Origin of the sequence: Streptomyces sp. NPDC059866 (genome assembly GCF_042731325.1) — a bacterium.
GTDB classification, from domain to species: Bacteria; Actinomycetota; Actinomycetes; order Streptomycetales; family Streptomycetaceae; genus Streptomyces; species Streptomyces flavusporus.
The window spans coordinates 1-1,313 of the sequence record NZ_JBHWJT010000130.1 but is presented as its reverse complement, the minus strand read 5'-3'; the positions used below and the strand labels follow the sequence as shown (position 1 = coordinate 1,313).

Sequence of the window (1,313 nt, the reverse complement as noted above, 5' to 3'; positions counted from 1 at the left end):
CAATGCCGTTGCATTACGGGCCTGTGGGTTGGGGTCTTGTGATGAGGATGGCTTGGGTGCCGGTGCGGGTGGGCTGGGGCCAGGCACGGTGTTCAGCCCGTTTGAGCCGGTAGTTGGACATCTTGCGCTTCACGGCTCGGGGCTGGCTGCGGAGTCGTCTGATGGGCAGGAGCCGTTCCAGGAGATCCTGCTCGAGCATCACCAGGGCTCTGACCAGGAGGTCAGGGGGAAAAGCTGCCCGGCGTGACGGTCACGCTGCGCCGGGCAGAGCGCAGGGTTTCGGTGAAGGAGACCCGATCTGGGTCCAGGCCACGGGGGGCGGCCGTTCTCAGCATGAGTTCGCGCAGGGCGTGGTGGACCAGCAGGTGGGCCCAGATCTGCTGGCGGACACCATCGGGAGTTTTGCTGCTGAGGACGACGCGTGCGCCGCGCTGATGGGTCTTGATCTCGGCGAAGACGGACTCGACCTCCCAGCGTTCGTGGTAGAGCGCGGCCAGTTGCCTCGCCGGATAGCGGCGGGCGTCCAGCAAAGTGGTGACCAGGCGGTAGCCGTCGGCCGCACCCTCACTGACCCGATCCTTGAGCTGGTAGGCCAGGACCCGCACGGTGACCGGCTCATCCCGGGCACGGCCGCTGCTTGCCCGGATCTGTGAGAGCCATGACCCGTCACGGAACTGCTTGATCACCGGCAGGACGCGGTTGGCGGGCACCCGCCACAGCAGATCGGCGCCGGTGGCGGTGAAGGCCCGCCACAACGGGACACCCAGGAACTCACGGTCGGCCAGGACGAGCTGGCCCGGGCCGACCGAACGGGGCAGGCGGCCGACCAGGGTGACTTCCCCGGTGCGGCAGCCGGCGAGTTCCGCGTCCAGCAGCGCGTGGCTGCCCACCTCCACCAAAGCAGCCATCCGTACCTGGGGAAACGCGCTCTGGCCCGACCCGCGGCCGTTGCCCGGACGTCCGAAGGCGGCCTCGTTGGCTTCGGTGTCCGCCACGTCCCAGCAGGTCCCGTCCACCGCAAGCAGCCGCAAGCCACGCCAGAACGCGCCGGGCGTCGCCTCGGTGGCCATCGGCTTGGCGGTCGTGGCGAACAGCACCCGCAAGGGCTCGGAGCCCAGCCGCTGCCGGGCCCGAAACAACGAGGACTTCGCCGGCAGGTGCCAGTCGCCCAGCAGCCCCTGACCTCGCAGGCCCTCCACCAGGTGCCGCATCACTTCCAGATACGGAGCCGGGGAGAACAGCGCCAGCCCCAGCACGAAGTACACCACCAGCCGTGCGGGAAGCAGCCGCCTACGTTGCTCAGCGCACCCGCA

The 1,313-nt window shown here is 69.2% G+C and carries 1 protein-coding gene; it reads right to left on the bottom strand.

Annotation, left to right across the window (positions count from 1 at the left end):
• Nucleotides 1-221: 221 nt before the first annotated feature.
• Nucleotides 222-1,313, bottom strand: a 1,092-nt coding sequence (locus ACFV7R_RS47045; RefSeq protein WP_385276974.1) for an IS4 family transposase, incomplete at its 5' end; no start/stop codon positions are given.